This window comes from Aquabacterium lacunae (genome assembly GCF_004310865.1).
GTDB lineage: Bacteria > Pseudomonadota > Gammaproteobacteria > Burkholderiales > Burkholderiaceae_C > Aquabacterium > Aquabacterium lacunae.
This window is the reverse complement of sequence record NZ_SIXI01000006.1, coordinates 167,912-194,801: the sequence shown is the minus strand read 5'-3', so window position 1 is coordinate 194,801 and position 26,890 is coordinate 167,912. Positions and strand designations below refer to the sequence as shown.

Annotated in this window: 24 protein-coding genes; 8 read left to right on the top strand and 16 right to left on the bottom strand. The window is 66.0% G+C overall.

What is annotated here, in order from left to right; translation table 11 throughout:
- Positions 1-2 precede the first annotated feature (2 nt).
- Complete coding sequence (locus EYS42_RS14550) at positions 3-845, top strand: ABC transporter permease subunit (RefSeq protein ID WP_130968918.1); 843 nt, start codon at positions 3-5, stop codon at positions 843-845.
- Positions 842-1,930: an amino acid ABC transporter permease gene (locus EYS42_RS14545; RefSeq protein ID WP_165456799.1), complete on the top strand. Its 1,089-nt coding sequence runs from the start codon at positions 842-844 to the stop codon at positions 1,928-1,930. Before EYS42_RS14550 ends, EYS42_RS14545 begins: the two co-directional genes overlap by 4 nt.
- 93 nt (positions 1,931-2,023) lie before the next feature.
- On the opposite strand, the gene EYS42_RS14540 is transcribed toward EYS42_RS14545, so the two are convergent.
- The 6 genes from EYS42_RS14540 to mltG all read right to left on the bottom strand — a co-directional run bounded on the left by EYS42_RS14540 (position 2,024) and on the right by mltG (position 6,649).
- Entirely contained in the window at positions 2,024-2,242 is a 219-nt protein-coding gene (locus EYS42_RS14540) for a hypothetical protein (RefSeq protein ID WP_130968916.1), read from the bottom strand.
- 143 nt (positions 2,243-2,385) lie between these two features.
- The gene (locus EYS42_RS14535) at positions 2,386-3,168 is read right to left on the bottom strand and encodes a TatD family hydrolase (RefSeq protein WP_130968915.1); all 783 of its coding nucleotides are present in this window, start codon (positions 3,166-3,168) and stop codon (positions 2,386-2,388) included.
- 162 nt (positions 3,169-3,330) lie between these two features.
- Positions 3,331-3,705 carry a PilZ domain-containing protein gene (locus EYS42_RS14530; protein ID WP_130968958.1) on the bottom strand — a complete coding sequence of 125 codons (375 nt, stop codon included), beginning with the start codon at positions 3,703-3,705 and terminating at the stop codon, positions 3,331-3,333.
- A 213-nt stretch (positions 3,706-3,918) separates the two neighbouring features.
- Positions 3,919-4,977, bottom strand: coding sequence for a DNA polymerase III delta subunit-related protein (locus tag EYS42_RS14525; protein ID WP_165456798.1), 1,059 nt, complete (start codon positions 4,975-4,977; stop codon positions 3,919-3,921).
- Entirely contained in the window at positions 4,974-5,615 is a 642-nt protein-coding gene (gene tmk, locus EYS42_RS14520; RefSeq protein ID WP_130968913.1) for a dTMP kinase, read from the bottom strand. Before tmk ends, EYS42_RS14525 begins: the two co-directional genes overlap by 4 nt.
- The gene (gene mltG, locus EYS42_RS14515) at positions 5,612-6,649 is read right to left on the bottom strand and encodes an endolytic transglycosylase MltG (protein ID WP_130968957.1); all 1,038 of its coding nucleotides are present in this window, start codon (positions 6,647-6,649) and stop codon (positions 5,612-5,614) included. Before mltG ends, tmk begins: the two co-directional genes overlap by 4 nt.
- 102 nt (positions 6,650-6,751) lie before the next feature.
- Between mltG and ygfZ the strand changes: the two genes are divergently transcribed.
- From ygfZ to EYS42_RS14500, 3 genes are all read left to right on the top strand, one after another.
- The gene (gene ygfZ, locus EYS42_RS14510) at positions 6,752-7,804 is read left to right on the top strand and encodes a CAF17-like 4Fe-4S cluster assembly/insertion protein YgfZ (protein ID WP_130968912.1); all 1,053 of its coding nucleotides are present in this window, start codon (positions 6,752-6,754) and stop codon (positions 7,802-7,804) included.
- 121 nt (positions 7,805-7,925) lie between these two features.
- On the top strand, positions 7,926-8,246 hold the full coding sequence (locus EYS42_RS14505) for a DUF4936 family protein (protein WP_130968911.1): 321 nt from the start codon (positions 7,926-7,928) through the stop codon (positions 8,244-8,246).
- A gap of 50 nt (positions 8,247-8,296) precedes the next feature.
- On the top strand, positions 8,297-9,280 hold the full coding sequence (locus tag EYS42_RS14500; protein ID WP_130968910.1) for an NRDE family protein: 984 nt from the start codon (positions 8,297-8,299) through the stop codon (positions 9,278-9,280).
- Here the strand turns inward: EYS42_RS14500 and EYS42_RS14495 are convergent.
- The 6 genes from EYS42_RS14495 to EYS42_RS14470 all read right to left on the bottom strand — a co-directional run bounded on the left by EYS42_RS14495 (position 9,272) and on the right by EYS42_RS14470 (position 16,692).
- Positions 9,272-10,159 carry a YbgC/FadM family acyl-CoA thioesterase gene (locus EYS42_RS14495; RefSeq protein ID WP_130968909.1) on the bottom strand — a complete coding sequence of 296 codons (888 nt, stop codon included), beginning with the start codon at positions 10,157-10,159 and terminating at the stop codon, positions 9,272-9,274. The genes EYS42_RS14500 and EYS42_RS14495 overlap by 9 nt on opposite strands.
- A 131-nt stretch (positions 10,160-10,290) precedes the next feature.
- On the bottom strand, positions 10,291-12,042 hold the full coding sequence (locus tag EYS42_RS14490; RefSeq protein ID WP_130968908.1) for an AMP-binding protein: 1,752 nt from the start codon (positions 12,040-12,042) through the stop codon (positions 10,291-10,293).
- A gap of 150 nt (positions 12,043-12,192) precedes the next feature.
- The gene (locus EYS42_RS14485; RefSeq protein ID WP_130968907.1) at positions 12,193-13,485 is read right to left on the bottom strand and encodes an acetyl-CoA C-acetyltransferase; all 1,293 of its coding nucleotides are present in this window, start codon (positions 13,483-13,485) and stop codon (positions 12,193-12,195) included.
- A 49-nt stretch (positions 13,486-13,534) separates the two neighbouring features.
- Positions 13,535-14,392 carry a MaoC/PaaZ C-terminal domain-containing protein gene (locus EYS42_RS14480; protein ID WP_130968906.1) on the bottom strand — a complete coding sequence of 286 codons (858 nt, stop codon included), beginning with the start codon at positions 14,390-14,392 and terminating at the stop codon, positions 13,535-13,537.
- 28 nt (positions 14,393-14,420) lie between these two features.
- Positions 14,421-15,830 (bottom strand): 3-oxoacyl-ACP reductase, encoded by a 1,410-nt coding sequence (locus EYS42_RS14475; RefSeq protein ID WP_130968905.1) that lies wholly within the window; start codon positions 15,828-15,830, stop codon positions 14,421-14,423.
- Positions 15,831-15,939: 109 nt separating this feature from the next.
- Positions 15,940-16,692 (bottom strand): TetR/AcrR family transcriptional regulator, encoded by a 753-nt coding sequence (locus EYS42_RS14470; RefSeq protein ID WP_130968904.1) that lies wholly within the window; start codon positions 16,690-16,692, stop codon positions 15,940-15,942.
- A gap of 231 nt (positions 16,693-16,923) precedes the next feature.
- Between EYS42_RS14470 and gbd the strand changes: the two genes are divergently transcribed.
- The gene (gene gbd / locus EYS42_RS14465; protein ID WP_130968903.1) at positions 16,924-18,060 is read left to right on the top strand and encodes a 4-hydroxybutyrate dehydrogenase; all 1,137 of its coding nucleotides are present in this window, start codon (positions 16,924-16,926) and stop codon (positions 18,058-18,060) included.
- Positions 18,061-18,079: 19 nt separating this feature from the next.
- A complete protein-coding gene (locus EYS42_RS14460) occupies positions 18,080-19,129 on the top strand; it encodes a CapA family protein (RefSeq protein ID WP_130968902.1) in 1,050 nt (349 codons plus the stop codon).
- Here EYS42_RS14460 and paeA read toward each other — a convergent pair.
- From paeA to EYS42_RS14445, 3 genes are read right to left on the bottom strand one after another with little or no spacing between them, the layout of a single operon-like run.
- On the bottom strand, positions 19,095-20,405 hold the full coding sequence (gene paeA / locus EYS42_RS14455; protein WP_130968901.1) for a polyamine export protein PaeA: 1,311 nt from the start codon (positions 20,403-20,405) through the stop codon (positions 19,095-19,097). The genes EYS42_RS14460 and paeA overlap by 35 nt on opposite strands.
- 10 nt (positions 20,406-20,415) lie before the next feature.
- The gene (locus tag EYS42_RS14450; RefSeq protein WP_130968900.1) at positions 20,416-21,483 is read right to left on the bottom strand and encodes a patatin-like phospholipase domain-containing protein; all 1,068 of its coding nucleotides are present in this window, start codon (positions 21,481-21,483) and stop codon (positions 20,416-20,418) included.
- A 13-nt stretch (positions 21,484-21,496) separates the two neighbouring features.
- Positions 21,497-23,845: a Tex family protein gene (locus tag EYS42_RS14445; protein WP_130968899.1), complete on the bottom strand. Its 2,349-nt coding sequence runs from the start codon at positions 23,843-23,845 to the stop codon at positions 21,497-21,499.
- A 150-nt stretch (positions 23,846-23,995) separates the two neighbouring features.
- On the opposite strand from EYS42_RS14445, the gene EYS42_RS14440 reads away from it, so the two are divergent.
- The gene (locus tag EYS42_RS14440) at positions 23,996-25,030 is read left to right on the top strand and encodes a quinone-dependent dihydroorotate dehydrogenase (RefSeq protein WP_130968898.1); all 1,035 of its coding nucleotides are present in this window, start codon (positions 23,996-23,998) and stop codon (positions 25,028-25,030) included.
- A gap of 47 nt (positions 25,031-25,077) precedes the next feature.
- On the opposite strand, the gene EYS42_RS14435 is transcribed toward EYS42_RS14440, so the two are convergent.
- On the bottom strand, positions 25,078-26,880 hold the full coding sequence (locus EYS42_RS14435; protein ID WP_130968897.1) for an HDOD domain-containing protein: 1,803 nt from the start codon (positions 26,878-26,880) through the stop codon (positions 25,078-25,080).
- Positions 26,881-26,890: the final 10 nt, after the last annotated feature.

The window sequence follows — 26,890 nt, the reverse complement described above, 5'->3', positions numbered from 1 at the left end:
CCATGGACTTCCTGCTGGAGCCCGCTGGCTTCGACATCGGGGAAACCGGCGGCTGGGTGGTCGATGCCACCGCACCTCTGTGGCAGGCGATGCTGGTGGGGCTGTCGAACACCCTTCGGGTGAGCCTGCCGGCCCTGGCCTTGTCGCTGCTGCTCGGGGCGGCGGTGGGGCTGATGCGGCTGTCGCCACAGGCGGTGCCCCGTCGTCTGGCCACCGCGTGGGTGGAAGCCTTGCGCAACCTCCCCCTGCTCATTCAACTGCTGATGTGGTACTTCCTGCTGCTGGAATGGCTGCCCTCCCCTGACCAGGCCTTGCACCTGGGCCACGCCGTGTGGCTGAGCAAAGGCGGGTTGTCGTTTCCCTGGTGGGATGCCGTCCATGGTCAATGGCAATGGCCCGAGCCAGGCCCCTTCAATGTGTCGGGCGGCGCCACCCTCACACCGGAGTACCTGGCGGTTTGCCTGGCCCTGAGTACCTACACCTCGGCCTATGTGGCGGAAATCGTGCGTGCAGCCGTGCAATCTGTGCCACGGGCCCTGCTGGAAGCCGCCGAGACACTGGGTGCCACGCCCTCACAGGTGCGATGGCGCGTGCTGCGCCCACAGGCCTGGCGCGTGGCAGCTCCGCCTCTGGCCAATCAGGCCATCAACCTGGTCAAGAACTCTTCGTTGGCCGTGGCTGTCGGCTACCCGGATCTGGTCTCGGTGGGCAACACTGCACTGAACCAGACCGGACGCGCCGTTCAATGCATCGCCGTGATGATGACCGTGTACCTGGCCTTGTCCTGGGGGCTGTCATGGCTCGTCAACAGCAGGTTGTCTGCTCCGGCGGGCCACACGGCATGAGCGCGTCACCACCGATCAGGCACATCCCTTCCGGGTGGCGCCGCCTGCCCACCTTGCTGTGGGGGCTGCTGGCGATGTGGCTGGGCTGGCAGGTGTTCGAATGGGCCATCTGGCATGCCGTGTTCGCCCCCGATCTGACGGCCTGCCAGGCCCTGCAGCACCGAGGCGCCTGTTGGGGTGTGGTGGCCGAAAAAGGCCCCCAATGGCTGTGGGGTCGCTATCCATTGGAGCAACGCTGGCGCCCTGCCCTGGCGCTGCTGGCCTGGGGCACTGCATCGGTCGGGCTGGCCAGCCTCGCATGGCGCCGGCCCGCGCCCGGCCGACCGGCACACCTGGCCCTGGCGGTGTGTGCTGCGCTGATCCTGTGGAGCGTGGCCTTTGTGCTCATGCGGGGCGGGTGGTCGGCGCAGCCCTGGGGCTTGCCTGGGGCACCCAGGGTGCCGGCCGATCAATGGGGGGGGCTGCCCTTGACCCTGCTCGTCGCCACCGTCACCTTGCTGGCCAGTGTGCCCCTGGCAGCCCTGTGGGCCTGGGGGCGACAGCGTGGCCCCAGGCTGTGGCGATGGGTGTGCACCCTCTGCATCGAAACGCTGCGCGGAGCACCGCTGGTGATGTGGCTGTTCATGGCCGCCTTCATGCTGCCCGCCGTGTGGGGGCCGGAGGTCGATGTGGGGCTGCTGCCTCGGGTGTTGATGGTCACCGTGCCGTTTTCGGCGGCCTACATGGCGGAAATCTTCCGGGGCGCCCTGGCGGTCGTGCAACCGGCCGAGGAAGAAGCGGCACTCACCCTCGGCGCGCGCACATGGCAGGTTCAATGGCGGGTGGTGGTGCCCCAGGCATGGCAGGTGGCACTGCCCTCGCTCACCGGTCACGCCATCGGCGTGCTGAAAGACACCGCCCTGATCTCGGTGGTGGGCCTGCATGAGCTCAATGGCAGCATGGGCCTGAGCCTCAATGGCGATGCCGACTGGCGCCCCTTCTTTCTGGAGGCCTATCTGGTGATCGGCGCGGTGTACGTGGCGCTGGGCCTGTCGCTGTCGGCCCTGGGGCGTCAACTGGAGCGCCGCCTGCCATCAGGCCTGTGAGGCCCACGAAAAAAAGGCCCACTGCCACCGGCGCAGTGAGCCTTCCGACCAGAAAGCCGCAAGAAAGTTGTGGAGAGAGACAGTTCGTGCGGGTCAGGCGTGCAAGGTGGTGTCGGAATCCGCAGCGAGTTCGATGTCTTCGCTGTCGATCTCGGCATCACCCTCCACGATCGGAATCAGGGGTTTGTCCAGCGGACGGCACACTCGGCTCTGCAGCCCATTCAGGCGCTCGGAGCGTTCCATCGCGGCCAGCACGGCCTCGGGGTCCATCATCAGAGCGAACGGGTTGGCGAAAAGACCTTGTTTCTGCATACAGCCTCCGGTGAGAGCAGTGAGCGTTGTCGATGGCTTGACTGTAGGAGTCAGGCCCTGGTTGCGACAGTCACTGAGATACCAAACCTGATGTCAGAAATTCTCTGACAGGCTGTCAGGCAGCGGCGCATGCAAACCCTCGATCAGCCTGCAGCGCCCGCGAACAAAGTCTCGAAATTGCGGGTTGTTGCATCTGCAACCGCCTCCACGCTCAGGCCCTTGAGTTCAGCGATCTGCTGCGCCACATAGGGCACATAGGCCGGGGTGTTGGTCTTGCCGCGGTACGGCACCGGCGCCAGGTAGGGGCTGTCCGTTTCGATCAGACAACGGTCCAGCGGCACGAAGCGGGCCACGTCGCGCAGGTCGGCGGCGTTCTTGAAGGTCAGGATGCCCGAGAACGAGATGTAAAAGCCGAGGTCGAGCGCTGCACGCGCCACCTGCTCGGTTTCCGTGAAACAGTGGAACACGCCGCCCACCTCGCCCTGCCCCGCTTCTTTCAGGATGGCCACCGTGTCGTCGCTGGCGCTGCGGGTGTGGATCACCAGCGGCAGGCGTGTCTGGCGGGCCGCCTCGATGTGCACGCGGAACCGGTCACGCTGCCAGGCCATGTCGGCCACGGTACGCTCGCCCAGGCGGTAGTAGTCGAGCCCGGTCTCGCCAATGCCCACCACGCGTGGCAAGGCCGCCCCGTCCAGCAGGTCCTGCAGGGTGGGTTCGCGCACGCCTTCGTTGTCCGGGTGCACGCCCACGGTGGCCCACAGGTTGGCGTGGTTCACGGCCAGGCGGTGCACGGCCGGGAAATCTTCCAGCGTGGTGCTGATGCACAGCGCCTTGCTCACCTGGGCCTGCGCCATCTCGGCCAGCACCTGGTCGAAACGGTCGGCGTAATCGGGGAAATTGAGGTGGCAGTGCGAATCGACGAACATGGCAGGGGCGGAGCAAGCCGCGGAGGCAGGAACAGAAGGCGCGATCTTGCCAGTTCCGGTCCACCTTCTGCTCATCTGGCGACGGCAGCCACCAAAACAAAGGGCCCTTCATGGAAGGGCCCGGCGTGCATGCAGACACCGTGGGGCGCAGCGCGCGACCGGTCAGAGCGTCTGTGTGGGTTTGGCAGATGAGACGGCGGTGCCGAGGATTTCTTCGATCTTGACGCGCAGCAGACGCGTCTTGTCATCGTTGGGGAACTTCACGCCCACACCCTGGGTGCGGCCGCCCGAGGCATTGGGGGGCGTGATCCACGCGATCTTGCCGGCCACCGGGTAACGCTGGATGTCATCGGGCAGCGACAGCAGCAGGTAGATGTCGTCACCCAGCTTGTAATCACGCGTGGTGGGCACGAACAGACCGCCGTCGGTGAACGCCGGAATGTAGGCGGCATACAGTGCCCCGCGCTCGCGAAAAACGAGCTGAATCACACTCGGGCGGGGGCCGGCCGAGGTGCTGGTACTGCTGGGGCCACTCATCGGGTTCAGCCCGCCTGCCAGCGTGGTTCGGCCGGCAGCACCGGGCACAAACGCCGAAGGCATCATGGTGGACTGGTATTCGCTCATCATGCAGATGAGTTTAGCGGTTTGCCTCCTGGGGGGGGCGTGATTTCACTCACGTTTTCCCGCAGCTTTACCCACCAGATCAAGGACTTGCGCACCGGGGTGCAAGTGTATTAGGTCACAGCCTGATCACGCCTTGGCCAAGGCCCGACGGGCCTGGAAAAGCAGGCTTTCTGCCTTCAGGGCGGCATTGAAAGGGTGCTCGGCATGCCGCATGGCCTTGCGCAGCTCTTGTCCCCAGGCCGTGACCTGCGGCAGCCCTGCCCCTTGTGGCAATGCCGCTTGCGGGAAGTACAGCGCGGGCGCACCCACCGCCTCACGGGCCATGTCGTGGGCCAGCTTCTGCAGGGTGCTCAGCAACAGGGGCAAAGGCCATTGCCCCCACGCCCCCACGCGCCCGGCTTTCAGGTCACCCGGCAGCGACTTCCACAGGGCAGCCGACCAGCCCATGGCCATGAGCTCCAGCGCGCCCTCTGGGCTGCCCCCTGCCGCCGCCAGCAGCGCAGAGGCATCAGCAGCCGAAAGCCCTTCGACGTGTTCAGCCAGCCACGGTGCCACCGCCTGCGCTGGAGCCGACGGCATCTGCCAGGCCTGGCAACGGCTGCGCACGGTGGGCATCACATCATCGAGCGGGCCGCACGACAGGATGAAGCGCACCTGGCCAGGAGGCTCTTCCAGCGTCTTGAGCAAGGTGTTGGCCGACACCGTGTTCATGCGGTCGGCCGGGTGAATCAGCACCACCTTGGCCCGCCCCCGAGACACGGTGCTCTGGCTGAACGACACCACCTCGCGGATGGCATCGACCTTGATCTCGGGGCTGAGCTTGCGCTTGCGCCCTTCCCCCTTGTCGGCCTTGTCCAGGGCCTCCTCCAGGTGCGGCCACCCCACCCGAGGCACCACGTTGTCTGGCACCACCACCATCAGGTCGGGGTGGTAGCCGGTGTCCACCAGGTGACAGGCCGGGCATTGTCCGCAAGCCGGGCGCAGTTCGGGCTCAGCCGGGCTGTCATCGAACATGCCGCCAGGCTCGGGGTGCCCCTCGCACAGCCAGGCCTTGGCCAGCTGGAAAGCCAGGTTCAACTGACCTTGCCCGGTGGCGCCATGCAGCAGGGCCGCAGGCGATGTCAGGGCGCGCAAGGCGTCGGGCAGCACAGCCTGCTGCCAAGGCCACAGGGCCAGAGTGCTCACCACCACCCCCGCGCTTCGAAAATGGCCTGCACCTGCGCAGCGACCTGCTCGATGGCCTGGCCAGCATCGACCCGTGCGAAACGGTTCGGGCTGGCGGCCATGCGGGCCTGGTAACCCGCCTGCACGCGGCGGAAAAAGTCGAGGTCCTGGGCCTCGAACCGGTCAGGTGCACGTGCAGCGCTCAAGCGGGCTGCGGCCACGGCCGGGTCCACATCGAACACCAGGGTCAGATCAGGCTGGCGGCCCTGCTGCACCCAGCTTTCCAGCGTGCTGAGCACCTGCAGGTCAAAGCCTCGACCACCGCCCTGGTACGCAAATGTGGCATCGGTGAAGCGGTCACACAGCACCCAGGCCCCGCGTGCCAGCGCGGGCTCGATCACCTGCACCAGGTGGTCACGCCGCGCAGCGAACACCAGCAGCGATTCGGTCAGGGCGTCCATGCTTCGGTGCAGCACCAGCTCACGCAGGGCCTCGGCCAGCTCGGTGCCGCCCGGCTCGCGGGTGCGCACCACATCGTGGCCTGCGGCCTGCCAGCGGGCCTGCAGTGCGTTCACATGGGTGGTCTTGCCCGCGCCGTCGATGCCTTCCACCGACACAAACAGACCCGTCGCAGCGGACGCAGAAGTGGATGGGGTCATGGACGGTTGCGCTGGTAACGGTTGACGGCCCGGTTGTGTTCGGCCAAGGTTTCACTGAAGGCACTGCGCCCGCCACCACTGGCCACGAAATAGAGGGCCCGGCTTGGTTCAGGCTGCACGGCCGCCATCAGCGAGGCGCGGCCCGGCATGGCAATCGGTGTGGGCGGCAGGCCGCCACGGGTGTACGTGTTGAACGGCGTGTCCATTTGCAGGTCGATCTTGCGCAGGTTGCCATCGAAGGCGTCTCCCAGGCCGTAGATCACGGTGGGGTCGGTCTGCAGGGGCATGCCGATCTTGAGCCGGTTGTTGAACACCGAAGACACAAGCCCACGGTCGTCTTCGTGTCCGGTTTCCTTTTCGATGATGCTGGCCAGGATCAAGGCCTCTTGCGGTGTCTGCAGCTTCAGGCCAGGCTGACGCTGCGCCCAGGCGTCTTCCAGCTGGCGCTTCATGGCCCGGTGGGCGCGGCGCATCACGGCCAGGTCGGTGCTGCCTTTGGCATAGGCGTAGGTGTCAGGAAAAAACTGGCCTTCGGGGGCCACATCCGGCGAGCCCAGGGCGGCCATGAGTTCGGCGTCGCTCATGGCCGCCGTTTCGATGCGCAGCCCTTCGGCCTCCGAGAGCACCTGGCGCCATTTGCGGAAAGTCCAGCCTTCGATCAACTTGACGGTCGACAGCGATTCATCGCCCTGCACCATGATGCGCAGCAGACGCTGCGGGCTTACGCCATGCCCGATTTCATAGCTGCCTGCCTTGATCTGCCGGGCCTGCCCCGACCAGCGGAACCATTGGTAGAGCAGCCAGGGATCGGTCTGCACTCCGGCATCCACCCAGGCCTGGGCTGTGGCGCGAGGGGTCATCCCCGGCTCGACAGACACCTCGGCGGTTTCCTGGGACAGGGACATGGGCTGCTGGGTCCAGAGCCAGCCACCGCCGAACAACAAAGCCACGGCCAGCAACGCCAGCAAGGCAACGCCCCACACGAAGCGAAGCAGGCCAAAGCCACCTTGTCGCCCTGCACGCTCACCGAGCATGCGGGCACCCAGCCTCTGGCGATGCAACAAAACCATGGGCCCGTGCTGGGGCAAACCGGAAGAGTTCAAGAACTTGTTCACGGCGTGATGATAATCAAGCCCATGAGCACACCCGCCAGTTCTTCTCCCATGTCGCCTGACACGGCGCTGTCCGCGCCAGTCACAGTCACCGAGTTTCCGGCCATGCCGACCGACACCACCTCATGGCAAGGGGTGTGTGCCCTGCCACACCTGGGGCTGATCAATGCGGAAGGCCCCGACACCGCGGCCTTCCTGCACGGGCAACTCAGTCAGGATGTGCAGTTGCTGCCCGCAGGCGAAGCTCGCCTGGCGGCCTACTGCACCGCCAAGGGTCGCATGCTGGCCGATTTCACCCTCTGGCGCCACGGCGAAGACGGTGTCCGCCTGCTGCTGACAGCCGCCTTGCTGCCCGCCACACTCAAGCGTCTGAGCATGTTTGTTCTGCGTGCCAAGACACGGCTCACCGACGGCCTGGCTTCGACCAGCTCGGCCCCGCTGGCGCTGCGGGGGGTGGTCGGGCTTTCGCTGATCGATCGCCTGGCCGGGGATGCAGGGGCAAGTGCCCCCGGGCATCACAAGGTGCTGGCCCTGCCGGACGGCGCGCAGCTGGTGCGCCTGCCCGACGTGGCCGGGGTGGCGCGAGCCCTGTGGGTGGGGCCTTTGGCCCAGACCCCTGCGCTCGATGCCTTGTCTGCGTTGCCCACTGCCGCCTGGGGGTGGCTGGAGGTGATGAGCGGGGTGCCCCGCATCGAATTGGGTACCGTGGAGCAATTCGTGCCCCAGATGATCAATTACGAGCTGGTCGGTGGCGTGAACTTCCGCAAGGGCTGCTACCCGGGCCAGGAGGTGGTCGCGCGCAGCCAGTACCGTGGCACGGTGAAACGTCGCCTCCACCTGGGGCATGTCGCCGCGGCAGCAGCCGCTGGACAGGAGGTGTTCTCGTCTGCGGACCCTGGGCAGCCGTGCGGCCTGGTGGTCAACGCGGCGGCAGCGCCCGACGGGGGCTGGGCCTGCAGCCTGGAGCTCAAACTCGAGCAGGCGGGGCAGCCTTTGCGCCTGGGTAGCCCTGAGGGACCCAGCCTGCGCCTGCTGCCCTTGCCGTATCCCCTGCCGACGGGCGATGTGGACGCCTGATCTCGCATGGCGTGAATCAGCGCACGCTTCAAGCGGTTTTCGACAAGAAATGCGCACTGAAAACCGTGCCGCAGCGTGATCTGCATCACCTGGGGGCCCGCCCCTGTCGTACAGTGCCGCCATGAGGTCGCTGTACGTTTATTACAAAGTTGAACCCGCGCAGGCCGATGCGCTGCGCGAAGCCGTCTACCGATGGCACCAGGGCCTGCGCAACGACATGCCGGGGCTCGTGGCAGCGCTGCATCAGCGCGCGGACACCGCCGTCCCCGGCCCCTTGACCTGGATGGAAACCTACCATTTCAATGGCCACCCCAGCGCGCAGGCCTGGGCAGCGTTCGAGCAATTGCTGGAGGCTCAGGCAGCCGGCCTGCCGCCAGGCATCCTGGGGCCACGCCATGTGGAGCGCTTTGATCGGCTGCATGCCGCACGCAACCACGACTGAGGCACCAAGCCCCAGCCGCGACACCCGAACCACCCCACGGAGGCTTTCCCATGTGCCTGGTTGCCCTTGCCCTGGATCTGAACAGCCGGTTTCCCTTTGTCCTGGCGGGCAACCGCGACGAGTTCTTTGCACGCGAGGCCGGTCGCATGGGCTGGTGGGAACAGGTGGGCCAAGCCCCCATCCTGGGCGGTCGAGACTTGCAAGCTGGCGGCACCTGGCTGGGCCTGACCGCCCATGGCCGCCTGGCGGTGGTGACCAACTATCGCCAGCCGCGCAAGGACGACAAGGATGCGCCTTCGCGGGGCAGCATCGTGCCGCTCTGGCTCAAGGGGCACAAAGCCATGCACGAGCTGTGGCCCCAGCTGGCCATGTCAGGCCACAACGGCTTCAACCTGCTGGCCCTTGATTTCGCCCAGGGCGAATGCTTCTGGGCCTCCAACACAGCCCGGTTTCCCAAGCGGCTCGACCGGGGCCTGTACGGCCTGTCCAACGGTCATCTGGATTCTGATTGGCCCAAGGTCAACCGGCTGAAAGCGGCCACTCGGCTGGCAGTGCAGCAAAGCTCCACGGTCGATGAGCTCAGCAACGCTTTGTTCGAAGCCCTGGCCGACACGCATGTACCGGCCGACGACGAGTTGCCACACACCGGCATTTCACTGGAATGGGAACGCCTGCTGTCGCCCGCCTTCATCCGCACCCCGGACGGCAGCTATGGCACACGCTGCTCCACTCTGGTGATCACCGAGCGCGTGAACAAGCGCCTGGTCACGCACGTGTTCGAGCGCACCTATGCCAGCGGTGCCCGCATGGCCCTGCTGCGCAAAGTCATGCTGCGCAACTGGCCTCCGAGGCACACCATGCAGGCCGACCAGCTGGCCAAACTGGACCAGAGCCTTCTGCCGGCGGCCATGCGCCATGAAGACCGGTTTGAAAGCAGCGATGTGCAGGAGCAGGAAGGCCACACCCTGGCCGATGCCCCTGCCCGCAAGACCCGAGCGCGAAGCCTGATCAAACCGAGCCGAACCTCACGCTGAGGGTGTGCGCCACACCATGGCCACATGGGGAATGCCCACCTCATCGAAGGGCGTGCCGCTGACCTCGAAGCCCTCGGCCAGATAGAAAGGCAAAGCCGAGGTCTGGGCATGGACATGCACCGTGTGCGCACCCTCGGCCCGCGCAGCCTGCATGAGGGCTCGCAGCACTTGCCGGCCGGCTCCACTGCCGCGCATGGCCTTGATCACGGCCAGTCTCCCGATGCGGGCCTCGCCAGGCGGTTGCCCTGCGGTGATCAAACGCCCCGTGGCCAGTGGCAGCCCCCCAATGTTGTGCAGCACCGCGTGAAGGGCCAGGGGGTCGTCGTCATCGATCTCTTCGCTGGCGGGCACCTGCTGCTCGACCACGAACACAGGCTCGCGCACCCGCATGGCGTCCGATTGCCAGGTCGCCCAATCACCCAGGCTCAGCCGAGTGACCGCAGCGCCTGCGGCATGGGCGGCAATCTGCTCGCGCACCGAGGCCGGCACCGATGCGGGACGACCAGTGGCCAGATCCACATGCACGTACACGGCCTCGCCCGTGGTCACGAGGCGGTGGTCATTCCACAAAGCCCATTCCACCGTGATCGACGAATTGCCGATGCGTGCTGTGCGCACACCCACATCCAGCCAGTCGTCCAGCCGCGCCGGCGCGTGATACGCCAGCTGGTGGCCGCGGGCGTAGATGTCGCCACCCAGGGCCGACCAGGCATCCGGGTACGGCAAGCCAGTGGCCCGCCAGTACTCGGAAATGGCCACATCGAGGTAAGTCAGGTAGTGGCCATTGAAAACCACTTGCTGCGCATCGACTTCGGCCCAGCGCACCCGCAGACGGTGCACCAGGGGGAACTGATCTCGGGTGAAAGTGCTGCTGCTCATGGGGCCGATTGTGCCTGCGCCTGGCCAGGGTGCGGCATGGGTTGCCGATGGGCGCGCAGCATGAAAAAAGCCCGCAGGCAAAAGCCGTGCGGGCCTGGCGGGGCGGCGGCTTTCACCGCAGCCTCAAGCGCTCACTTGCCGTCGCGAATCTCACGGCGCAGGATCTTGCCCACAGGCGACTTCGGCAGCTCGGTGGTACGGAACTCGACGATGCGGGGGATCTTGTAGCCGGTCATGTTCTTGCGGCAGTGTTCCAGCACGCTTTCCTTGGTCAGCGAGGGGTCACGCGGCACGATCACGATCTTGACGCGCTCACCCGCCACCGGGTCGGGCACGCCGATGGCGGCGCATTCCTTGACGCCAGGGTGCGAGGCCACCACGTCTTCGATCTCGTTGGGGTACACGTTGAAGCCCGACACCAGGATCATGTCCTTCTTGCGGTCCACGATCTTGAAGTAACCGCGCTCGTCGCACACGGCCACGTCACCGGTGGCCAGCCAGCCTTCGCTGTCCAGCACCTTGGCGGTTTCCTCGGGACGCTGCCAGTAGCCCTTCATCACCTGAGGGCCACGCACGCACAACTCGCCAGGCTCACCGATGTCGGCCCAGCTGCCATCGTCACGGCGGCAACGCACTTCGGTGCTGGGGATGGGCACACCGATCGAGCCGGTGAAGGTGGGCTGCTCTTTCGAGATGTCCACCGGGGCTTGCGTCACGATGGGCGAGCACTCGGTCAGGCCGTAACCTTCCACGATGGAGGTCTTGGTGACTTCCTTCCAGCGTTCGGCCACATTGCGCTGCAGGGCCATGCCGCCAGCGATCGACAGCTTGAGCTTGGAGAAGTTCAGCTTGGCAAACGCAGGGTCGTCAAGGAAGGAGGCGAACAGCGTGTTCACACCGGTGATGCCCGAGAACTTTTCGTTCTTCAGGATCATCATCACGCGCTTGGTGTCGCGCGGGTTGGCGATCAGGATGTTGCGACCACCCAAGGCCATGAAGATCAGGCCATTCACGGTCAGCGAGAAGATGTGGTACATCGGGATCAATGTGACCACGGTCTCGGTTTCACCGGTCAGCTGGCCTTCGGCAAACGCCAGGGCCTGCTGGCAGTTGGCCAGCACGTTCAGGTGGGTCAGCATGGCGCCCTTGGCCACGCCGGTGGTGCCGCCGGTGTATTGCAGGAAGGCCAGGTCCTGCTGATGCACCTTCACGGGCTTGAGGGCCACCTTCTCGCCTTGGGCCAGCGCCTCGCGGTACCAGATGGCTCCGGGCAGGCTGTAGGCAGGCACCATCTTCTGGACATGGCGCAGCACAAAGTTCAGGGCCCAGCCCTTCGGGTTGAACCAGCCTTCGGCCAGCAGGTCGCCGATCTGGGTCAGCACCACGGTCTTGAGCTGGGTGCCGGACTTGGCTTCTTCCAGGGTCTTGGCAAACGTTTCCATCACGATGATGGTCTCGGCGCCGGAATCCTTCAGGGTGTGCTGCAACTCGCGAGCGGTGTACAGCGGGTTCACGTTCACCACCACAGCGCCCAGGCGCAGCACGGCAAACAGCGTGATCGGGTACTGCAGCGTGTTGGGCAGCATGATGGCGACGCGGTCGCCCTTCTTCACGCCCTTGCTCTGCAGGAAGCCTGCGAAGGCCTTGACACGGCGCTCGAACAGGTCGTTCGACATCTCGGTGCCGATGCTCACAAAGCCCGGACGATCACGGAACTTGTTGACGCATTCGTCAAAGTAGTCGTTGAGCGACTGGTACTTGTTCAGGTCGATGTCGTGGGCGACACCCTTGACGTATTCCTTCAACCAGATGCGGTTGGTGGTGCCGTCGGGGTTCACGAGCGATTGGGCGGGAGGCGTGGCTGCCGCGCTGGCTTGCGTCATCTCAGAAATCTCCTCGGGTACCTGGGAACCCGTTTTTGTTCAGCACACGCATTTTCTTGACATTTGTGTCAACTAAAATGCAATACGTGGCTGATTGTAAGGAAAACCCGAGGGTTGCCACCTAGGTGCAACCCCCGTATCACACAGCGATCAACGCTCGACGATGGCGACAACGCCCTGACCACCTGCGGCACAGATGGAGATCAGGCCACGGCCCGAGCCCTTCTGGGCCAGCATCTTGGCCAGCGAGGCCACGATGCGGCCACCAGTGGCGGCGAACGGGTGACCTGCGGCCAGCGACGAACCGTTGACGTTCAGCTTGCTGCGGTCGATCTTGCCCAGCGGCTTGTCCAGGCCCAGCTTCTCCTTGCAGTACTTCGGGTCTTCCCACGCCTTGAGGGTGCACAGCACCTGGGCAGCAAAGGCTTCGTGGATTTCATAGAAATCGAAGTCTTGCAGGGTCAGGCCAGCGCGGGCCAGCATGCGCGGCACGGCGTAGGCCGGGGCCATCAGCAGGCCTTCCTTGTTGGCACCGAAGAAGTCCACGGCGGCCACTTCGGCGTGGGTGATGTAGGCCTGCACCGGCAGGTTGTGAGCCTTGGCCCACTCTTCGCTGCCCAGCAGCACGGCCGAGGCGCCGTCGGTCAGCGGGGTCGAGTTGGCGGGGGTCAGGGTGCCCTGGCCCGGAGCGACCTTCTTGTCGAAGCAAGGCTTGAGGGTGCGCAGCTTCTCGATGGTGATGCCTTCGCGCAGGTTGTTGTCCTTGGACAGTCCCTTGTAAGGCGTCATCAGGTCGGCAAAGAAGCCTTCCTTGTAGGCGCGGGCCATGTTCTGGTGCGAGGCCAGGGCCAGCTGGTCCTGCTCTTCGCGGGGGATGGCCCATTCACGTGCCATCAGTTCGGCGTGCTCGCCCATCGAGAAACCGGTGCGGGGCTCGCCGTTCTTCGGGATGGCAGGCTTGACCAGCATCGAAGGACGGATCTTGGAGATCACCTGCAGTTGGGCCATGGTGCCCTTGGCACGGTTGGCTTCCATCAGGATCTTGCGCATCTTCTCGTTGACACCGATGGGGGCGTCCGAGGTGGTGTCCACGCCACCGCCGATGCCGCTTTCGATGTGGCCCAGGGCGATCTTGTTGGCCACCAGCATGATGGCTTCCAGGCCGGTGCCGCAAGCCTGCTGCAGGTCGTAAGCGGGGGTTTGCGGCGACAGGGTGGTCGACAGCACGCATTCGCGCACCAGGTTGAAGTCACGCGAGTGCTTCATGACGGCGCCGGCGGCCACGTCGCCCAGGCGTTCGCCATGCAGGTTGAAGCGGTCGACCAGGCCTTGCAGCGTGGCCGTCAGCATGTCCTGGTTGGACTCGTGCGAGTAGGCGGTGTTGGAGCGAGCGAAGGGAATGCGGTTGCCGCCCAGGATGGCGACACGACGAACGGTTTGCATGTGAGGGTCCTGTGAGTGTGAGGGGTTGCTGGGGGTGATGCGACGCGACTCAGTAGGTCACGCGGCCCTTCAGATGGGGCTTGTCACCCTTGGCATTGCGAACTTCGAACAGTGCGCCGTTTTCCTGGCGCGCTGTCCACAGCGAGGCTTTGGCTGGCAAGAACAGTGGGGTCTTGAACTCGACCACCACTTCCGCCTGGTCCACGTCTTCACGCGGCATCAGCAGCGACAAGGCCTTGGCCTTGGTCCACATGCCGTGCGCGATGGCCTTCTTGAAGCCCAGGAACTTGGCCGTGATGGCAAACAGGTGAATGGGGTTCACGTCGCCCGATGCCAGGCCGTACGAACGACCGATGCCGGCTGCAGCAAAGAAGTCGGCCTGGTGCGACAAGGCCGTGTCTTCGCCCAGCACGCTGGTGTACTTCTGGCCCTTGGGGTTTTTGACCCCCAGGCGCAGCAGCGTCCAGGTGCTTTCCCAGACCACCTCGTTGCCGCGGATGGCCCGGGCGTAGAGGTTGAAGGCCTGGCCCTTGTCATGGGCCAGCAGTTCACCGGTTTCCATTTCAATGCGCAGCACGTCACCGACGTTGATGCGCTTGAGCAGCTTGGCCTGGTTGGCCAGGTGAACCAGGCCCATGCCCGGCCACGGGAAGGCCTTGTTGCCGAACAGCATCATGGCCAGGGGGAAGGCCTCGATGTGCACGAACAACATGGGCACGCCATGCGCCTTGCTGAAGCCGCAGACCTTGGAATAGGCCGCGACTTTCTTGGCGTCGACCACCACGCGCGGACGCACGTAGGTGATCTTGGGCAGTGCCTCGACGGCCTTGATCTTGGTCCCCGGGCGGACCACGCTGAGGTTCAGCGTGACCGGGTTGGGGATCTTCTTGACTTCGATGATCTTCATGACCGGGGCGAGCAGATGGTTGAACCGATCAGGCGCCGATCAGGCTCTGACCACACACGCGGATGACGTTGGCGTTGACGCCACTGGAAGCCGGGCTGGCGTACCAGCAGATGGCTTCGGCCACGTCCACAGGCTGACCGCCCTGGCTCATGGAGTTCATGCGACGGCCGGCTTCACGGATGGTGAAGGGGATGGCGGCGGTCATCTGGGTTTCGATGAAGCCCGGGGCCACGGCGTTGATGGTGATGCCCTTTTGCGCGTAGATGGGCGCGTTGGCCTGCACCATGCCGATCACACCCGCCTTGGAGACGGCGTAGTTGGTCTGGCCCATGTTGCCCGAGATGCCCGAGATCGACGACACGCACACGATGCGGCCACCCGACTTCAGGGCGCCGGTTTCCACCATGGCGTCGTTGATGCGCTCCTGGGTCGACAGGTTCACGTTCACGACCAGTTGCCAGATCTGTTCCTTCATGTTGGCAATGGTCTTGTCGCGGGTGATGCCGGCGTTGTGCACGATCACGTCCCAGCCACCGTCGGCCTTGGCGGCCTCGACCAGCTTCTGGGGGGCATCAGCAGCGCCGATGTCCAGGCCCATGGCCTTGCCACCGATCTTCTTGGCGACTTCTTCGGCGCCAGCCAGCGCCTGAGGCACGTCCAGCACGATGACCTGGGCGCCGTCACGGGCCATGGTCTCGGCGATGGCGGCACCGATGCCGCGCGAAGCGCCTGTCACCAGCACTTTTTTGCCGGTCAAGGGCTTGGCCCAGTCGGCCGGCTTGACCAGCTCGCCCACGGGCTTGCCCACGCGAATGACCTGGGCCGACACATAGGTCGAACGGGCCGACAGCAGGAAGCGCAGGGTCGATTCGATGTTGCCTTCGGCGCCTTCGGACACGTACACCAGCTGGGCGTTCGAGCCCTTCTTGAGTTCCTTGCCCAGCGAGCGGGTCAGGCCTTCCAGCGAGCGCTGCACGGTGGCCTTGCGGGGCGAGCTGCATTCTTCGGGCGGGCGGCCGATCACGACCACGCGTGCACAGGGCAGCAACGAGCGGGCGGTGTCGTGGAAGAACCAGTACAGGGCGTCGGTCTGGGTGCTGTCGCTCAGGCCGGTGGCATCGAACACCAGGGCCTTGACCTTCTCGCCCGGCTTGCCGTTGCCGCCCCAGCGGCCGGTGGTCAGGCCGGCCTTGTTGGCCACCGACACCCATTGCGGCAGGCGGTCGTGGGCGGCAGTCTGCACGCCCATGCCCTTGAAGAAGCCCGCCAGCGATTCCAGCAGTTGCGCGTCGACGCTGCCGCCCACCAGCACGGTGCCCTTCACGACAGGGTCACCCGCCTTGTAGCGCTCCAGCGGCAGGGGCTTCGGCAGACCCAGGGCATTGACCAGCTTGGCGCCCATGGGCGAGTTGGCGAAATCAAGGTATCCGTCTTTCATGCGGGCTCTTTCTACTTCGTGGAGACCTGTGTGCGTGAACAGTCAGTGCAGGTCGGTGGGACATGTGAAACACCTGACAGGTGCTTCGGCGGTACAAGCGGGATTCAGCTCAGGCATGGGCCACCCCTTCGCCGCCAGCGGGCTGGGCGGCGGCCTCGGATGCATCGTGCGCACGCACGATGTCGCTGAAGATGTTGGTTTTCTCGGGCGTGGGCAACGGCGCACGCAAGGCCGCCACCATCAGGGTGGACAAGCGAGACAGCAGGAACACCTCGTCGGTGTGCCCCTGGGTGAAGTCACGGATCAGGCGCTGGGTGTTGCCACCCGCCAGCACGCCCGACAGGGCACCCAGCGCGAAATGCAGCCGAAAGCCCAGGTCGGCGCGGTCGAGGTCTGGCAGCGTGCGCTGGAAGGCAAAGAAGAAACGCCCCAGGCTCTGGATGTAGTGCGTGTTGATGAAATCACGAACCACGGGGGAAGGATCGGTGTAGGCGCGCCCCAGGAACTGCAAATAGCGGCCACTTTGGGCAGAATCGCCCCGGAACATCCGCACAGCAGGCAGGAACATGGCGGCCAGCACGTGTTCGCAGGTCAGGCGCTCGCCCTGCTCGGCTTCGAATTTGTCCAGCAAGGCCACACGCTGGTCGTTCAGCGGATCGAGCTGGCGGGCCAGCACAGCCTGGATCAAGGCGTCCTTGCTGCCGAAGTGGTAGTTCACAGCTGCCAGGTTCACGCCCGCTGCGCTGGTGATCTGACGCATCGACAGCGATTCAAAGCCGCCACCAATGAACAAGGCCTCCGCCGCATCCAGGATGCGGGTCTTGGTGGCTTGCGGTGACAGGCGCGGGCTGGCTGCGGGCATGTGAATGGAGGCTCCTACAGACGTTTCAAACGCCCGTTTCAGAATCGGAGCGTATGGTATTGCATTCGTTTCCTGCGACAAGTCGTTTCATTAGACTGTTTGATCTAAAACGAACGGTCGTTCTGCCACGCGGGATCCAGCCGGGGTTTCACTGAGGGGAAGCCCTAAGATGGGCCGTTAGAGTGCACAGGTCGGGCCCCAGTCAACTGCCCGCCCCACCGACGAGACACCATGGCGACCATCCTCTACCTGACCCAGATCCAGCTTGACTTCGGCGCAGTGCAACTGCTGACAGCCGAATGTCAGCGCATCGGCATCCAGCGCCCACTGATCGTGACCGACGCCGGCGTGAAGGCCGCAGGGGTGCTGCAGCGCGCCCTCGACGCCCTGACCGACCTGCCCGTGACGGTGTTCGACCAGACGCCCCCCAACCCCACCGAAGCCTCAGTGCGCGCCGCCCACGAGGTGTGGAAGACGGCGGGTTGTGACGGCCTGATTGCGGTGGGCGGTGGCTCCAGCATCGACCTGGCCAAGGGCCTGGCCATCATGGCCACCCACGAGGGGCCCTTGACCACCTACGCCACGATCGAAGGCGGCTCGCCCCGCATCACCGACCGCGCCGCCCCCCTGATCGCGGTGCCCACCACGGCAGGCACCGGTTCGGAAGTGGCGCGTGGCGCCATCATCATCGTCGACGACGGCCGCAAGCTGGGTTTCCACTCGTGGAACCTGATGCCCAAGGCCGCCATCTGCGACCCGGAACTCACGCTGGGCCTGCCCCCTGCCCTCACAGCCGCCACCGGCATGGACGCCATCGCCCATTGCATGGAAACCTTCATGGCGCCGGCCTTCAACCCGCCGGCCGACGGCATCGCGCTCGACGGCCTGGAGCGCGCCTGGGCCCACATCGAGCGCGCCACCCGGGATGGCGCCGACCGCGAAGCCCGCATGAACATGATGAGCGCCTCGATGCAGGGCGCCATGGCCTTCCAGAAGGGCCTGGGCGCCGTGCACAGCCTGAGCCACAGCCTGGGCGGCGTGAACCCCAAGCTGCACCACGGCACCCTGAACGCCATGTTCCTGCCGGCCGTGATCCGTTTCAATGCCGAGGCCGAAAGCATGAAGAAGGATCGCCGCCTGGCGCGCATGGCCCATGCCATGGGTCTGGCCTCGGCCAACGACATCCCCGAAGCCATCCGCGACATGAACGCTCGCCTCGGCCTGCCCAAGGGCCTGGCCGAGCTGGGCGTGCAGCGCGAATGGTTTGAACGCGTGGTGACCGGCGCCCTGGCCGACCATTGCCACAAGACCAACCCACGCATCGCCACGGCGCAGGACTACCGCGAACTGCTCGAGCAGTCGATGTGAGCCTGCTGCGGCACTGTCCTTGAAGACCCCTCTCTGGCTGCGCCCGTTCACTTCGCGCCCCTACCCGCCCCGCGAGGCGGTGGGGGTGCTGTGGCGCAACCTGGTCGGGCCCAGCTTTGCCAACCCCACCGGGCTGGCCTGGGGGCCGCAGCACCTGGCGCTCAATGACATCACGCCCGCCCTGACCCTGGGTTTTGGCGGTGACGTGATGTCGATGTTCGACAAGCCGCTGGTGGTGGACGAGGCCGTGCAGGCGTTCTTCGCCGCCTGCGACCACGTGGTGCTGAACTTCGAAGGCGTGATCACCGACGCGCCACAGATCGCACCCGACCAGAAGCACACGCCGCGCATCCTGGACGATGTGCAGGCGCTGGCCCCGGCCGAGCGTCTGGTGCTGTCATTGGCCAACAACCACATGGGCGATTACGGCGAAGCCGCTTGCCAGGCCTGCATGGCGCTGTTGTCGCAACGGGGCTTTCGCCACTTCGGCGTGCGCAGCAGCCCCATCCACGACCTGCACCCCATGGTGCGGCTCATCACGGGCACGGAGTGGAGCAACCGAGAAGGCCGTCACCTGGCCTGGCTGACCGAACCGGGCCCGCTGGTGAAGCCCGGCGCCCTGAACATCGCCTTTCCGCACTGGGGCTACGAGCTCGAGGCCTATCCGCGAGCCTCGCTGGTCGAGCGCGCTTCGCAGTGGCTGGACGCGGTGGACGCCATCGTGGCCCACCACAGCCACATGCCCCAACCCTTGCAGGTGGTCGCGCCCTCGGCTGGCTCGCCGGGTGTGAAGAAGCTGGTGGCTTATTCACTGGGTGACCTGTGCTTCGGCCTGGCCAGCGACCGGCCCTTCTTCTGGCCCTACCAGTGGGGCAGCGTCTTGCGCATGACGGTCGGCCCGCTGAAAGCCCAGCCTGAGCGCTGGGCCATCGGCACCGCCGACTGGCGCTTCGTGCATTGCGGCCCCTCGGCAGATGGGCAGGCGCAGCGCCTGAGCCTGCACGATCGGTGCGCGCTGACCTCGCTGACGCCCCTCAAGCCTCGGCGGGCCTGGGCTGCACGCGCGTGACCATGACCTGATCGATCTTGTGGGCGTCCACGTCCATCACTTCGAAGCGGTAACCGCCCCACTCCACCGCGTCGGTGCGGCGGGGCACCCGGCGCAAACTCACCATGAGGAAGCCGGCCAGGGTCTCGTATTCGGTGGAATCGGGCAAGTCGTCGAGGCTGAGGGCGCGCAGCACATCGGGAATGGGCGTCATGCCGTCGATCAGCCAGGAATCGGCATCACGCTGCACGATCTGCTCTTCATCGAGCGGCGAAACCAGTTGCCCCATCACGGTGTTCATCACGTCGTTGATGGTGATGATGCCCACTACCAGCCCGTACTCGTTCACGATGACGGCAAAGTCTTCATGGGCCTGCCGGAACTGGGCCAGCACCTCCGACAGGGTGAGCCGGTCGGGCACCATCAGCACCTTCTGCACCAGGCCCTCGGCTTTCAGCGAGATGGGCTCGTTGTTGAGCAGGCGGCGCAGCAGGTTCTTCGAGTCGACATAGCCCAGCACATGGTCGATGCTGCCCTCGCAGACCAGGTAAGTAGAGTGCGGGTACTGGTCGATGCGGGCACGGATGAGCACCTCGCTGTCGTCGATCAGGAAGTGCACCACGTGGTCGCGTGCGGTCATGGACGACGTCACCACCCGGGTGTCCAGTTCGATCACGTTTTCGATCACTTCGTGCTCGGGGCGGGCCAGCACGCCGGCATCGGCCCCGGCCTGGGCCATGGCCAGGATGTCGTCGGGTGTGACGCGGTCGTCACGGCGCTCAGGCAGGCCCAGCACGGTGCAGAGCAGGTCGGTGATGCGCTTGAACAGCCACACCACGGGCTTGAACACCGTGGCCAGGTAGCGCATGGGCCCTACCACGTACAGGGCCACGCGCTCGGGGGCGGTCATGCCCACGCGCTTGGGCAGCAGGTCAGACAGCAGGATGAACACGCTGGTGACCATCAGGAAAGAGACCACCCCGGCCACGGTGCGGGCCGTGTCGGGCGGCAGCTGCAGCCAGGTCATGAGCTCGGACACGGCGGGAGCAAAAGCATCTTCACCCACCAGGCCGGCCAGGATGGCCACGGTGTTTTGCCCGATCTGGATGACGGTGAAGAAGTCACCGGGTTCGTCTTGTACCTTGATGACTTCCTGGGCCCGGCGATCGCCCTGGTCGAGCAGCTGGCGCAGTTTCAGGCGGCGCGAAGCCGCGACCGACATCTCGGCCATGGAAAACAACGCACTGAGCGCCACCAGCAGCGCGATGATCAGCAGGCTGTCTGCGGAAGAAGGCATGCGTTTTAGTTTACAGGGGCTGAACCTCGTGTGCAGGGCAGCCGCGCAACAACCACTCGCGCCATTCGTCGGCCAGGCGTTCGGCTTCTGCCACGGCACGTTGCCAGTCGCGATGGCGCTGGGGTGTGCTCAGGCCGGTGAAATCGTTGCGGTCGGGCAGCTTGCCGTTCGGCAGCGTGGCCACCCAGGCCGGGTTGGGCGCCAGCACGATCAGGCGGCCGAGCGCTGGCGTGGGCCCGTGGCGCCACTTGACCATCTTGTCCAGCCAGCCAGGAATCACCTGCCGCTGGAAATGCGGGTACAGGGCCAGGCCCTGCAGCTGCGAGTAGGGCCAGTGGAAGTGGTAATCGACCAGACCGCCGTCCCAGTGGGCGCCACGAGGCGCTCCCGGGATGTCGCACACCGGATCAAGCCAGAAGGGGATGGAGCACGACGCGCGCACGGCCTCGGTGAAGTTCTCGGGCGTGAGTGCTGTGCCTGCCGTGGGCAGGTCGTTCAGGCGCAGGGGCAAGGGCACGGTGGAAAACACCACGCGCTGCAGCCACTGGCCCACCCACTGCCGGCTCACGAAGTTGCCCAGTGTGAGCGCCGCAAAGCCCATGCGCGTGCCCCACGGCGCCCCCTGTTGCAGCCAGCGCATGCCACGTGAGGTGACCACATGCAGGTGCCAGCGTGGGTGGCTCAGCATGGCCGGCAGGTGTTCACCAAAGAACTCATGCAGGGCCTGCGCAAAGCCCTGGCTCACGGCCGTGGGCGTGGGGGCCTTGGCCCCCGGCTCGACCGGGTAGTCCTGGTGGATGTAGTCATGGGCCAGTCGCTCGAAGGCCTGCACGGGGTCGGGCATCAGGGCCGCGCCCATGCGCCAGGCCCCGATGGACGCGCCCACCAGGTGCACCTCGTGCTCGGCCGGGGCCTGGGGCAGCCAGCGCCCGAAGAGGTCACGGTCGAGGTGGCTGAGGATGAGGCCCTTGGGGCCACCGGCAGCGGCCGGGATCATCTGGATGTCGTGCGGCTGCAAGCCCTGCCGCTGGAGGTGCGCCAGGGCCTGGGCCCCGGCGTGGATGTGAAGCGCCTTCATAGGCGCCGCAGTATCAGCGTTTGCCTTGCAGTTTGGCAAATGCGGCGGCCATGGCCGACTGCCCTGCGGGTGCTTGTCCGGAACCCTGGGCACCGCCACGGCTGGGCATGCGTTCGTTGCGACCTGCGGGCTTGAAATTGTTGCCCCGCTCGGCCGATGCGGCCTTACCCGTGCTGGCGTCCAGCTTCATGGTCAGCGAGATGCGCTGGCGGGCCAGGTCAACCTCCAGCACCTTCACCTTGACGATGTCGCCGGTCTTGACCACCTCGCGGGCATCGCTGACGAACTTGTGGGCCAGCTGGCTCACGTGCACCAGGCCGTCCTGGTGCACGCCCAGATCGACAAAGGCACCGAACTGGGCCACGTTGCTCACGGTGCCTTCCAGCACCATGCCTTCTTTCAGGTCCTTGAGGTCTTCGACGCCCTCGTTGAAGCGGGCCACCTTGAAATCGGGGCGCGGGTCACGGCCGGGCTTTTCCAGCTCGGCGATGATGTCCTTGACCGTGATGACGCCGAACTTGTCGTCGGCGAACAGCTCGGGCTTGAGGCTGCGCAGCACGTCGCTCTTGCCGATCAGGTCAGTGATCTGCTTGCCGGTGTGGGCCAGCATCTTCTCGACCACGGGGTAGGTTTCGGGGTGCACGCCCGACACATCCAGCGGGTTGTCACCCCCACGGATGCGCAGGAAGCCAGCCGCCTGCTCGAAGGTCTTGGGCCCCAGGCCGGCCACATCCAGCAGCTGCTTGCGGCTGCGGAAGGCGCCGTTGGCATCGCGCCAGCGCACGATGCTGTTGGCCACCGCGGCGCTCAGGCCCGACACGCGCGACAGCAGCGGCGCCGAGGCGGTGTTGAGGTCCACGCCCACGCCGTTCACACAGTCTTCGACCACGGCATCGAGCGTGCGGGCCAGCTCGCTCTGGTTGACGTCGTGCTGGTACTGTCCCACGCCGATGCTCTTGGGGTCGATCTTCACCAGTTCAGCCAGCGGGTCTTGCAGGCGGCGCGCGATGGACACTGCACCCCGCAGGCTCACGTCCAGCTCGGGCAACTCCTTGCTGGCGAACTCGGAGGCCGAGTACACCGAGGCGCCAGCTTCACTGACCACGACCTTCTCGATGGGGGTGCCCGGCGCCATCTGCTGGATGCGCTTGATCAGGTCGCCGGCCAGCTTGTCGGTTTCGCGGCTGGCGGTGCCGTTGCCAATGGCGATCAGGTTCACGCCATGGGCAGCGCACAAGCGGCCCAGGGTGTGGATCGAGCCCTCCCAGTCTTTGCGGGGCTCGTGCGGGAACACAGTGTGGGTGTCCAGCACCTTGCCGGTGTCGCTCACCACAGCCACCTTCACGCCCGTGCGGATGCCCGGGTCCAGGCCCATGACCACGCGCTTGCCAGCCGGGGCGGCCAGCAGCAGGTCGCGCAGGTTTTCGGCGAACACCTTGATGGCGGTGGCTTCGGCCGATTCGCGCAGGCGGGTGAACAGGTCGCGCTCCAGGCTCAGGCTGAGCTTGACCTTCCAGGTCCATGCGATGGTCTTGCGGATCAGGTCGTCACTGGGGCGCTTCTTGTGGCTCCAGCCCAGGTGCACCGCGATGCGGCCTTCGGCCAGCGAGGGCTGGCCCGGCACGGGCTCTTCATCGAGCGCCAGCTTGGCGTCCAGGATTTCGAGTGTGCGGCCGCGGAACACGGCCAGTGCGCGGTGCGAAGGCACGCGGCCGATGGGCTCGTCGTAGTCGAAGTAATCACGGAACTTGGCCACGTCGGGGTTGTGCTCGTCCTTGCCATCCATCAGCTTGGACTTGAACAGGCCCTCCTGCCACAGCCAGTCGCGCATCTTGCCCAACAGGGACGGGTCTTCGGCCCAGCGTTCGGACAACAAATCGCGAACGCCATCCAGCACGGCGAAGGTGTCGGCAAAGCCGCCTTCGGCATGGATGAAGCCTGTGGCTTCGGCCTGCGGGTCGAGGCTGGGGTCGGCGAACAGCTTGTCGGCCAGGGGCTCCAGGCCAGCCTCGCGGGCGATCATGCCCTTGGTGCGGCGCTTGGGCTTGTAGGGCAGGTACAGGTCTTCCAGTTCCTGCTTGGTGGGCACCACCTCGATGGCGGCACGCAACTCGGGCGTGAGCTTGCCCTGCTCGTCGATGCTCTTGAGCACGGCGGCGCGGCGGTCTTCCAGCTCGCGCAGGTAGGCCAGGCGGGCCTCCAGCTCGCGCAGTTGGGTGTCGTCCAGGCCGTCGGTGGCCTCTTTGCGGTAGCGGGCGATGAAGGGCACGGTGGCGCCCCCATCGAGCAGCTGCACGGCTGCATTCACTTGAGCGGGGCGGACCTTCAGTTCGGCCGCCAGTTGCATCAGGATCTTGTCCAAAGCGTGGCCCTGTCTCGGTTGGGGTGAGGCTGAGGCGGCGCAGTTTGCCACAGGCATGGGGGCGACAGCCCAGGGCCTTTGAGCGACAATGGTGGGTTCACGTTCTGATCTGCGCCTTCGCCCCTTGGGTGGTGCGCCTTTTCACCCACCATGGCCTTCATTCCCTACGCCCTTCCCAAAGCGGTCCTGTTCAACATGGACCCGGAAGCCGCCCACGAACTGACCATGAACGCGCTGGCCGCGTTCCAGAACACGCCCCTGGCCTGCCTGTGGGCCGCCAACCGCGTGGACGACCCGGTGGAGGTGGCGGGCCTGAAGTTCGCGAACCGCATCGGCATGGCCGCGGGGCTGGACAAGAACGGTCGCGTGATCGACGGCCTGGGGGCCATGGGCTTTGGCTTCGTGGAAGTGGGCACCGTGACGCCCAAGGCGCAACCGGGCAACCCCAAGCCGCGCATGTTCCGCCTGCCGCAGGCCGACGCCCTGATCAACCGCCTGGGCTTCAACAACGAAGGCCTCGACAGCTTCCTGGCCAACGTCAAGCGCGCGCGCTTTCGCCAGAACGGCGGCATCCTGGGCCTGAACATCGGCAAGAACGCCGCCACGCCCATCGAGAACGCGGTGGACGACTACCTGATCTGCCTGGATGGCGTGTTCCCCCATGCCGACTACATCACGGTCAACATCTCCAGCCCGAACACCAAGAACCTGCGCGCCCTGCAAAGCGACGAGGCCCTGGACGACCTGCTGGGCCGCCTGCAAGAGCGCCGGCAGCAGCTGATCCAGCAACACGGCCGCACCGTGCCCATGTTCGTGAAGATCGCCCCCGACCTGGACGAAACCCAGGTGGGCGTGATCGCGGCCACGCTGCAGAAAAACGGCATCGACGGCGTGATCGCCACCAACACCACCATCTCGCGCGAGGCTGTCAAGGGCATGCCCCATGCCGAGGAAATGGGCGGCCTGAGCGGCAAGCCCGTGTTCGAGGCCAGCAACCAGGTGATCCGCCAGCTGCGTGCGGCCCTGGGACCTCGCTATCCCATCATCGGGGTGGGTGGCGTGATGAGCGGTGCCGATGCCCGCGCCAAGCGCGACGCCGGTGCCGACCTGGTGCAGATCTACACGGGCCTGATCTACCGGGGCCCGGGCCTGGTCACCGATTGCGCTCGCGCACTTCGCGGCTGAAACGCGGCTGAAGCGCGGCCGCACGGGGCTCGTGCCGCGCCCAATGGTCAACCTCGGGCCACAGCGGGCTCCGCCGAACGCGATGCACTTCGGGCTGGCATGACCCCGGCCTTCCAGGCGGGCTCTACCCGCTCCACGGCCCGGTTCAGGGCATCCAGCACCTCCTGCTGCGTCACAGCGGCGGGGCGCGCGTACCGTCCCAGGATGTGTTGCAGCAAGGCCGCCTGGCGCTGATGGGGTTGACCGATCAGCAGACACAGCTCATTGGCCAGTGAGGCGGTCACGCGCAGCCAGTCGTCCGGGTTTTCCGGTCTGCGGGGCGCGTTGCTCAGGCCGATGGGTCGCGCAGCCTGCACCAGCGCATCTGACAGCCCCCAGTAGTTCATGACGGCGGTGGTCAGTTCATCAGGGTGAATGCCCAGAACCGCCCCCACGGCCGCTTCGAACGCCATGCCCGGTGTGGGTTTGCCGCCCTCTTCCGCGGGCGGGCCGGGCTGCATCAGCTTGAGGATCTGCGCGGCTTCGTCCGGGAAGTGGTAGTAGATCAGCAACTTGCCCAGGCGCTGGGCCATGGCAGCCAGCAGCACCTCTTCGTCGCCCACATTGAAGGGGCGCAGCCAGCGGGCCGTGATGCCGCCAATGCAGCACATCTTCAATTCGTCCGACAAGGTCTTGAGCGATTGCGCGCTGGTGGTCGCACCCTGCAGGCTGACTTGTGCGCCCAGCGCACCGGGCCAGGCGCGCACACCCGCACACAGCTTGCGCACGCCTTGCTGCCCCAGCAGTGTCAGGCCGCGGCTGAGGCTGGTGATCGACTCTTCCGTGCGCCCGGCGCGCTGGCGCAGGTGGTTGATCACGCGCAGCACCTCCCAGCACACGGCGGGGTCCAGCACCAGCCGGTCCACGATGTCGTCGACACGCAAGGTTTCGCTCACCAGCACCTGCTGCAGGGGCTGAAGGTCCTCATCGCGGCTGGGCAAGTGCCCCACGCTTTGCAGGCGGTCCATCAACAGGGCCAGAGGGCCATTGCTTTCCTGGCTGTGCGCCTTCAGCCAGCCTTGCAGGGCCGACAGCAGGGTGCGCGCTTTCAGGTAACGCTGACGCTGCTGGCGATCGGTTGCCCGGTTCACGATGGCACGCAGAGTGTCTGGCACGGGCTGGGCCAGAGTGAACGGCAGGCGAACAATCTCCAGTCCGACCCGGCTGGCCGCGTGGCCCAGGTCACCATCGTCGAGCGCAGGGTGCCCGGCCAGCAGGCGGTGCAGCAGCAGGCCCACCATGAGCAGGTCGCGCTCTGACTGTTCGCGCTGCATCTGACGGCCGGGCAACGGTGGTGGCGACCCCGGCGGCGGTGCGGCAATGCCCGCCGACAGCCCGATCCAGCAGGCCTTGCCGCCGGCGTCGAACACCACGTTGTGCAGCGCCACATCGCGGTGGCTGACACCGGCCTCGTGGGCATACGCCAGGCCGTCCATGAGGTCGATGATGACCTGGACCGACTCGGTCACCGTGAGGTGACCTTGTCCGGGCTGCAAGCGTTCAGACAGGGTGAGCATGCCCTTGCGCTCGTGCACCACGAAGGGCCAGCCTTCGTGAACACCCATGTCCACGATCTCGATCAGGCGCGGGTGCTTCAGGCGGGAGGCCAACAGCAGGTCCTGGGTCCAGTTCTCGCGTTGGGTCGCATTGGCTGGCGCCACACGGGGCACACACAGCAGAACCTCCCCCTGCAAGGCGGTGTCGAAGGCCAGCCAGGTGTTGCTGGCTGCGCTCTTCCCGACGAGCTGGCGCAGCTCGAACCGCCCGAATCGTCGGGTGGAAGTGCCGGCACTGGAGGGAACTGCAGCCATGGGAGTGTCA